This window comes from uncultured Clostridium sp. (assembly GCF_937920395.1).
GTDB lineage: Bacteria > Bacillota > Clostridia > Clostridiales > Clostridiaceae > Clostridium_AD.
The window spans coordinates 1-9,141 of record NZ_CALEVF010000308.1; the positions used below are offsets into that span (position 1 = coordinate 1).

The 9,141-nt window shown below is 31.8% G+C and carries 9 protein-coding genes and 2 pseudogenes; 1 reads left to right on the forward strand and 10 read right to left on the reverse strand.

Features of this window, described 5'->3' with window-relative positions; genetic code table 11:
- The 3 genes and pseudogenes from Q0649_RS19315 to Q0649_RS19325 form a co-directional block, all read right to left on the reverse strand.
- Positions 1-103 (reverse strand): annotated as a pseudogene (locus Q0649_RS19315) (PTS mannose transporter subunit IID); the annotation flags it as partial.
- Positions 104-168: 65 nt separating this feature from the next.
- Positions 169-1,509 carry a GH1 family beta-glucosidase gene (locus tag Q0649_RS19320; protein WP_298845760.1) on the reverse strand — a complete coding sequence of 447 codons (1,341 nt, stop codon included), beginning with the start codon at positions 1,507-1,509 and terminating at the stop codon, positions 169-171.
- 201 nt (positions 1,510-1,710) lie between these two features.
- Complete coding sequence (locus Q0649_RS19325; RefSeq protein ID WP_298845762.1) at positions 1,711-2,538, reverse strand: helix-turn-helix domain-containing protein; 828 nt, start codon at positions 2,536-2,538, stop codon at positions 1,711-1,713.
- Between the two features lie 132 nt (positions 2,539-2,670).
- Between Q0649_RS19325 and Q0649_RS19330 the strand changes: the two genes are divergently transcribed.
- Positions 2,671-3,414 (forward strand): SDR family oxidoreductase, encoded by a 744-nt coding sequence (locus Q0649_RS19330; protein ID WP_298845763.1) that lies wholly within the window; start codon positions 2,671-2,673, stop codon positions 3,412-3,414.
- A gap of 197 nt (positions 3,415-3,611) precedes the next feature.
- Here the strand turns inward: Q0649_RS19330 and Q0649_RS19335 are convergent, their stop codons facing one another.
- From Q0649_RS19335 to Q0649_RS19365, 7 genes and pseudogenes are all read right to left on the reverse strand, one after another.
- Positions 3,612-4,352, reverse strand: coding sequence for an SGNH/GDSL hydrolase family protein (locus Q0649_RS19335; RefSeq protein ID WP_298845765.1), 741 nt, complete (start codon positions 4,350-4,352; stop codon positions 3,612-3,614).
- Positions 4,353-4,370: 18 nt separating this feature from the next.
- On the reverse strand, positions 4,371-4,652 hold the full coding sequence (locus Q0649_RS19340; protein ID WP_298845767.1) for a hypothetical protein: 282 nt from the start codon (positions 4,650-4,652) through the stop codon (positions 4,371-4,373).
- 13 nt (positions 4,653-4,665) lie between these two features.
- Complete coding sequence (locus Q0649_RS19345) at positions 4,666-4,968, reverse strand: hypothetical protein (RefSeq protein ID WP_298845769.1); 303 nt, start codon at positions 4,966-4,968, stop codon at positions 4,666-4,668.
- Positions 4,969-4,983: 15 nt separating this feature from the next.
- Complete coding sequence (locus Q0649_RS19350; protein ID WP_298845771.1) at positions 4,984-5,751, reverse strand: SGNH/GDSL hydrolase family protein; 768 nt, start codon at positions 5,749-5,751, stop codon at positions 4,984-4,986.
- 61 nt (positions 5,752-5,812) lie between these two features.
- Positions 5,813-6,742 (reverse strand): glycoside hydrolase family 113, encoded by a 930-nt coding sequence (locus Q0649_RS19355; RefSeq protein WP_298845773.1) that lies wholly within the window; start codon positions 6,740-6,742, stop codon positions 5,813-5,815.
- Between the two features lie 93 nt (positions 6,743-6,835).
- A pseudogene (locus Q0649_RS19360) lies at positions 6,836-7,853 on the reverse strand (glycoside hydrolase family 130 protein).
- Complete coding sequence (locus Q0649_RS19365; RefSeq protein ID WP_298845775.1) at positions 7,846-9,021, reverse strand: glycosidase; 1,176 nt, start codon at positions 9,019-9,021, stop codon at positions 7,846-7,848. The pseudogene Q0649_RS19360 and the gene Q0649_RS19365 overlap by 8 nt, the downstream one beginning before the upstream one ends.
- Positions 9,022-9,141 lie beyond the last annotated feature (120 nt).

Here is a 9,141-nt window from a genome sequence, read left to right on the forward strand (position 1 = left end):
AAGTTATTGTAGCAACGTTTTCTTGCTTTCCTAAAATCATTTCTGTTGATTTTAACATTTCTTCGGAAAACTTACCGTGGGTTCCAAGTATTATAGCTATCATCAATTAGCCCTCCAATTCAAGTATTTAGTAATTAAGGCAGGTATACCAGCCTTGACTACTAAAGATTAAACTTCTAAACTACGATCTTTAATAAAATTTTTATACCAAATTGCACTATCTTTCATAATTCTTTCTTGCGTATTATAATCTACGTACACTATTCCAAAACGTTTTGAATACCCATATGTCCATTCAAAATTATCCATGAGAGACCATAAATAATAACCTTTTAGGTTTCCTCCATCCTTAATGAATTTTTGCATAACTTCAAGATGTGCCTTAATAAAATTTATTCTCTCTATATCATGTACCTTATTATCTTCTGTAACTACATCATCATAAGCAGCACCATTTTCAGTAATATAAAGTGGCAATCTTGTATATTCTCCTTTTATTCTTGAGAGTAAGTCATACAATGACTCTGGGCTATTCTCCCATCCCATTGCAGTTTTTTCTTTTTCGCCCTCTACTCCTGTAAATTTCAGCTGTGAATGTTCATCATATTCCACAATAGTTCTAGTGTAATAATTTATGCCTAGGAAATCCATATCAGTAGATATAATATCTAAATCTCCATCAACAATGAAATCTAGTGCTCCAACCTCTTTCTCGTATAATTGAACCATGTCTTTTGGATAATTCCCCTTAAGCAATGGATCTAAAAACCATCTATTAGTATATCCATCACTAATTTTTTCAGCTATTACATCTTTCTGCTTATTTGACACTGCATATGTTGGTGATAAATTCAAAGTTATTCCTATACTACTGTTTTCAAATTTAAACTTTCTAAAAGTTCTTACTACAATACCATGAGATAATAATAAATGGTGAGCTACTATTAATGCTTTTTTTAAGTCTTTATTTCCTGGTGCATGTGTTCCTAAATAGTTTCCAAGTATAGATGCACAAAAGGGCTCATTATGTGTTATCCACATAGATACATCTTGTCCAAACTCCTCAAATACTTTTGTACAATAATCCTTAAACCAATATATGCAATCTCTATTTTCCCAGCCTCCTAAATCCTGAGCCCATTGGGGTAAATCCCAATGATATAGTGTAATTGCTGGAGTAATTTTTTTATCTTTTAATTTCTTAATTAAATTTTTATAAAATTTTATTCCCTCTGGATTAACCTTATCCTTACATGGAAATATTCTAGACCATGAAATAGAAAACCTATATGAATCCACTCCTATATTTTCTAAAATTTCCACATCTTCTTTAGTCCTATGGTAATGATCACAAGCGATATCCCCTGTATGACCCATAAAAATATTATCCTTATTTTTTGAAAACGTATCCCAAATTGACGGCATTCTTCCGCCTTCATCAACTGCTCCCTCTATTTGGTATGATGCTGTAGCTGTTCCAAATATAAAATCATCTTTGAATTTGTTCATTTTAATACCCCCTATGCTACCATTTGTTATTTTGATATTATTTTACCATACTATCACATCTGTAGTTTCTTTAATTTATAAAAAGTCAATAATCTACTACAAAAGTATTACAACCATTAATTAAGTTATTCATAACCTTTTGTACCTATAGTTCATATATATTATCAATGGTGAATTGGTATATACCTATTCAATAATAACTTACTTAATATTTTTAACAGACCCTCTAAACTCTGAAGGTGAAATAAATACATATTTTTTAAATATAGCGCAAAAATAGCTACAATCCTTATATCCCACTGATTCACCTATGTCCTTAACAGATATATTTCCATTTATAAGCAATTTTTTAGATTCTTGGATTCTTCTTTTTGCAATATACTCAAAAGGACGCATATACAATCGTTTTTTAAATACCTTACATAAATGTTGAGGAGTGATATGTACAAATTTTGCAAGATTTTCAAGGGAAATCTCCTCTGAAAAATGTATATTAATATAATTTATAGTAGGCTCTATTATTGACGTATCCTGAGTACGATTTAAGTCTGTTTCATTACTTGAAGTCCGAAATAATTCAATTAAAAGTCCATATAATAGATATGATGAAATAAATCCTTTTAAAGAATCATTTCCTTTTTGTGTACTTAATATATTATCATATATATTTTTAATGTTGCTATTACTTTTAAAGTTACCTATACAAGATCTTGAAAAACCAAGTTTGCTTAACGTATTTTGTATATTTTCGCCAGTAAAAAGTAACCAATCCGTCGACCAATATTCTGTAGTCTTGTAATATTCATGAGTTTCCTGTGGTTTCAAATAAAAATAAGTTCCTTCTGTTATCTCATATTCCTGTTGATTAGTTTTAAGAATTCCTTTTCCTTTTATGCAAAATATAATTTGACAAAGATTATAGCCTTCATTTCTTACAATATGGCATTGATCTGCTTGTGATCCTATTCCACAAACTACAAATGGCAAACCATTTTCTTGTTTAACTATTGGATAAATTAATGTACTCATATGTTTTCCTTTCTATGTTAATATTCTTATATATGATAATATCATATTATTGACAACTCAACAATAGGCGTATAGTATTAAGCCATAATATAATTCAAATATTTATATACCTAATCGAAAGGAAGTAATAATATGGTTAATGTAAAAGGTAAATGGGCACTTATTACAGGTGCAAACAGAGGAATAGGTTACCAAATAGCTATTTTCATGGCAAAGCAAGGATGCAATCTTATTTTACATAGTAGAAATTTAGAACATACAAAAATTGTAGAAAGTGAAGTAAAAGCTTTTGGTGTTAATGCATATTGTGTGCAAGCAGAACTTTCTAACAACCAAGAAGTAATTGCCATGCTAGATGAAATAGATGCTAATCAAACAGTTGTAGATATTGTTTTTAATAATGCAGCCGTACAAATTGCCTATAGAACAGATTATTTTAAAACTCCAATAGAAGATTTTGATATAAGTTTTCGAATCAACTTTATAGCAGCTATAACAATTTGTTATCGTTTAATTCCAAAAATGATTAAGCGAGGTTTTGGACGTGTCATCAATACAACAAGTGGAATTATTAATGAGCCTGAGCAGGCAGGATATTCAGCAAGTAAAGCGGCACTTGATAAATTCACGAAGGATTTAGGTTCTAAGCTTGAAGGTACTGATGTTATGATTAATTTAACAGATCCAGGTTGGTGTAGAACAGATTTAGGTGGTAAGCATGCACCAAATGCAGTAGAAAGCTGTATTCCAGGAATAGTAGTTGGTGCGTTTGTAGATGATAAAAAAAATGGGCGATTTTTAAATGCACAGTATTTTACTGGTATGTCTTTAGACTCTGCAGTTATAAAAGCAGAAACTATTAACAGTAATTATTAAGATGTAGTAATTCAGTTTAATTTCTTAATAAAATAAATTTCTTAAAATAAATGTTTTTGATAAATATTTTAATTACAATGGATTGAATAGATTAATGTATTCAATTCATTGTAATATATATTATTATCTACCATATAGTATAAACCGATTATCATAGCAGTAAAAGATATTATATAAATAAAATTTTCTCAATAGTTTTACCACTTTATAGTCTCACGAATAAAATCAGCTAAATGTTTACCCATTATCTCATGTGTCTTTAAACTAGGATGTCCATTAATACCATAACCATCACGTTCTACCTGATGCTCAAATTCCAGAAAATATAACCACTTATCACTAATATTATTTTCCTTATTTAGTTTATTAACCACATCATTTTTTATATAATCCCTAGTTACCGCAAGCGCCTTTCCATCTATTACAGGACCTATAGCGCAAATTATCTTTGCTTTGTTATAATTTTTGTGGATCTTATTTACTAAATTAATATACGCTAATGTAAATTCCTCTCTGTCTGGAATAAAATCAGCACTAAAATCATTAGTTCCAAGATTTATGGCTACAACTTGAGGAATAAAGCTTTCAAACTGCCATATGTCATATGTGTCTGGCAGAATACGTGAATATATCGGCGAAAGTATATTCAATTTATTTCCATCATAACTTCTTATCAGTCCAAATCCTGAACGTGCAACAATTGTATATTCCGACTTAAGATATCTTGCAGCTATAGATCCATAAGATAAATATGAGTTATCATATTTAGGACTATATTCTATATCTCTATTAAAAGCTTCATTCCCAAATCCACAGCTTATAGAGTCTCCAATAATTTCTATTTTTCTTTTTAATGGTGCATCCGGTGGCAGTATCCATCCTTTATCAAAATCAAATCCTAAAAACTGAGCGGTTCCTAAATAATACTCTGTGCGCACTACAATGCTTACTTCATGTTAACCTAAAATTAGATCTGATGCGAGTAAAAATATTTTTTCTTCCCCATCACTTAATTTCAAAGAATTAATGACAACTTTTCCATCTATAATTATAAGAAAATAATTATCACCAAAGGATCTAAGTTTTGCAGAAACACTCCTCCCATAAAACTTTGCATACATGGTACTTGCAGACCATGCAAATTTAGGTCCGGAAGCATCACTATAATCAAATCTGCCTATATATCTTACGCCCGCTTTATCACTACATTTTGATTCATATGTTATAAACTCACTCATTTTCTCCCCCCTACTATAGCACTACTCCAATCATAGCTAATCTAAAATTAGTACCACGGCTACTATTTATAACTTTAAGCTCAAAATTATGTTCTATGTTTTCTAAATCATCTCCTATATAGAAGACTCTATACCATCCATCATTTCCACACCACTCAGGACAATACCACTTTATTTGCACCCACTTCCCATCATCTAAAAGGTACTCAAAATCTGCTGAAAGCTTGCCAAAATCAAACCCAAGTACAAGACCGCGTCCATTAAATAAAAATGATAATTCTGACCCGCTAACAGAAGTATCAAGTACTTGGTCCATCCATTGAATGGTTGTTCATCTTCTAGTTGTCCAAGGGCCTTTCAACTTCACTTTTGATAAAGGAAGCAAATAAGATTTTTCCCAGTTTTTTGCATTATAAGGTTTTGGAATTATATATTCTACATCATTCATTTCAAAATTAGCCTTAGTAACTAATTCTTTCTCTAAAAATTTAATTATACTTTGCCCGTATGCATAACTCCCACGAAGGTCTGGATGAAGTCCATCTGGAACCCATTCTTCCATCCTTATGAGCCCCCGCATTACTTCATCTAATGCATAAAGACCCATCCATACAGAACTTATATCATAATGTTTTGCTAAAATTTCAAAATCTTTAATTGTGGATGGGACCTTACTATTAATCATTTCATCATACATTTCCATGCAAAATGTGTATGATAAAACTAAATCACTCTTTCCCTTTACTAATAACTTTCTTAAAAGTCCTTCCCTAGTTCTCATAGTTTTCTCTCTAGGCAAATCATTATCATTTACAGCAAATTCAACAAAAATCAGGTCACAATTTCTTTCTATTATATCTCTTTTCGCTCTAAATACAGCTAGTTCACTTCCCGTACCACCAATTGCTGCATTCTCAACAATTATTTTAACATTTGGAAACTTATCCATAAACCATGATGTTACAGGTTCAGGCCATCTATTTCTACCTCTTGAATCAGTAATTGATCCACCTATAAATCCTATAGTCAACTTTCCTCTCTTAATAGCTTCAAGGGTTCTATTAAGAACCCTACGATACTTAAACACCTCTAATTCCATTATAAACATCTCTTTTCACTAAAATATTATTTATAGTAGTACATAGCGTAATTTTTAATATTTACTTGGACTCATAAAAATCTTTTATTATTTTTTCTGCTGGTTTCCCATAAACTCCATAACTATTATCCTCTTTAGCCTTATTCTCGTCATATAATCTTGACTGCCAATCCCATAATCCAAAACCCTTTATCCACGAAATATCCTTAGTTTTTTCAAACATAACTTTATAATAACTTTCTTGTTCTATTATACTCGCTGCGCCTTGAAGCTCCCAATCATTTGGAATCAACGACGAACCAACTCTACTTGGGCAACCAGCTTCTATAAAGAAGAATGGCTTATTGTATTTTTCAACTACCTTTTGTATACGATTTAACTGACTATCCCAATCATTAATAGGATAATATCCACTTGAGGATATAACATCAATAGCGTCCCACCATTTAACTTGATCCTCTTGATATTTATCAGTATTATAAGTAATTAGTCCACTATAAACTTCTTTTACATATGAAACTAGTGATCTAAATTCTTGTTCTCTCTTTTGTGCCTGCACCATTTCACAACCGACTACAAACATAAAACAACCAGTCTTCTGAGCAATATTTGCATAATGAATTATAAACTTATCATAACTTTTAAACCAATCGCTCCATTTAGGTTCACAAGGTACATCTATATCAAAGAAATTTATGTGAGCTCTCCAAGTACCATCCTTACAATTTACAGTTGGTTTTAATATAACCTTTATCCCCATCTTATGAAATTTATTTATTACCATTATTAGCTCTTCGTCACTAACCGTATATTCACCCTCATAATCAATAAAGGTAGATTGTGCTTTATTTTGAATTCCCGCTGGTGCAATTACTACTGAATTTACTCCAGTTCGTTTCACAAGTAGATTTAAAGAGTTTAAGGCCTCTTCTCTAAGATAATCCCCTCTATGATTAAATGCTCCCCAGGTAAACCCTTTTATGTATTCCATAATATTGCTCCTTTTTATTTATAAAAAAATCCTTAAATCTCAAGTTAACACGATTTAAGGATTTATTATATAATTATTATATAGTGAAGTAAACTATCTATATTCCTCGGCATCCCCAGGTGCTAATTCGGAATTAGCTTTTATATATTGTACAAGTTCATTAACATCACAATATGCAACTGCAAGGTAAGTATCAGCCGCTCCATAATATATAGCAATTCTTCCAGTTTCTGAATCATGTAATGTAGCACAAGGAAAAGCAACATTTGGAACAAAACCTGTAGTTTCATATTCTTTCTCAGGAGTAAGAATATAATCCCTTGTTCTATAAAGAACCTTAGAAGGATTATTTATATCAAGTATTACAGCTCCAAAACTGTAAACAAATCCGTTACAGGTTCCTGAAACACCATAATAAAATAATAGCCACCCTTCAGTAGTCTCTATTGGTACAGCACCAGCTCCTATCTTAGTTGCTTGCCACCATCCAGCTCCACCACTCGCCATAACTCTTCTATGTCTTCCCCAATAAATTAAATCTGGGCTTTCACTTATGAAGATATCTCCAAATGGTGTGTCCACTGTCACTCGGTCTACTAAGTAACCTATACTTATCATTTATCATTCTTGGGAATAACACGCCGTTTCTATTGAAAGGAATAAATGGATTTTCTAGTCTAGTAAAATCTTTAAAATCTTTTGTTTTCCCTATTGCAATAGCTGCACCTGCAAAATCTGAGCACCATATGATATAATAAGTATCCCCTGTTTTCACAAGTCTTGGATCATAAGAATATGCTGGCTCATATAAAACACCTTGCTCATCCTTCCAATGAATTTCTTCATTTTCAATATCCCATTTTAAACCATCCAAACTATGACCTATATGCAATTGTGGTTTACCATGCTTAAGGTCCGCTCTAAATATTCCTATAAAACCATCACCATATGGTACTACTGAACTATTATAAACACGAGCAGTTCTTGGTGTTGGATTCCAACCTATAATACGATTCCCATCATGTCTCCATACTACCCCATCACAAAGTGAAGGTTTATCCTGCTATGGCATATTTTTCATAGCATCTCCAATAATTTTAACTTTACTCATTTTCTGCTCCTCCTTCTATGTTCTTTTTAATAAGTTCAATACGTTGCTGAACACAATCATATGAACGTAGAGGATCTGTAGGAGTTGCAAATGCATATTCTAGTAGCAGGTCAACAGTAGTTGTTGCCACATGAATCCTTGTATCACAAGATGCATAATATATAAACACATCTCCATTATCTTTTGCAATAGCTCCATTGGTAAATACTACATTAGATACGTCTCCAACTCGTTCTTCTCCAAGAGGTGCAATTAAATAACCACCTGGATTTGCTATTACTTTTTCAGGATTAAGTAAATCTGTTACAAACAAGTAAATAACATACCTAAGCCCTGCAGCCGTATTCCTCACCCCATGAGCAATGTGAATCCAACCTTTCTTTGTCTTTATAGGCACACAACCAGCTCCATTTTTTGATTCTGTAATTGTATGATACGTTCTTTTGCTTAGTACTGTTTCTTTTTTAATCACAGCACTTTCCATAGTATCACTGTAACCAAAGCATATTCCACTTTCACTTCCGGTATCTATAAATCCATCCATAGGACGAGTGTATAATAGGTATTTCCCATTTACAAATTCAGGATGTAGAACTACATTTCTCTGCTGAGGTGAAGGCGTTTTAAGATTGGGCATTCTTTCCCAAGTTTTTAAATCTTTTGTTCTAACTATTCCAGCCTCTGCGATTGCGGAAGATAAGTCTCCCATTTTTGCACTGGGATCTTTTCTTTCAGAACAAAATATGCCATAGATAAAGCCATCTTCATGTTTAGTTAGTCTCATATCATATAAATTTGTTTCACCAATACATGTATCTGGAATTACTACAGGATAATTTATAAATTTATAATTATCTATTCCATTATTGCTCTTTGCTATTGCAAAAAATGATTTACGGTCGCTACCTTCCATTCTTGTTACCAAATAAAATTCACCATTTAATTCTATAGCACCCGGATTAAATACAGCATCAATTCCTAGAGTCTCAATAAAATTCGGGTTGGACTCTTCATTTAAATCATATCTCCAACTAAGTGGTACATGTTTCCTAGTTAAAACAGGATACTTATAACGCTTATAAATTCCGTTATATTCTTGTGTTTCAATGTTTTTTCTATTAACAAGGCAATTATATTTTTCAAGTTCCTTAAGATACTTTTCTTTCACAACGCTTCGCCATCCTTTCAATAATTTCTATACACATTCTTCCATTATGATATGGGCATTTCCACGGTTCAACAATAGGCATGTTATCAATAGGTTTATTATTTACATCTAACTTCCAAT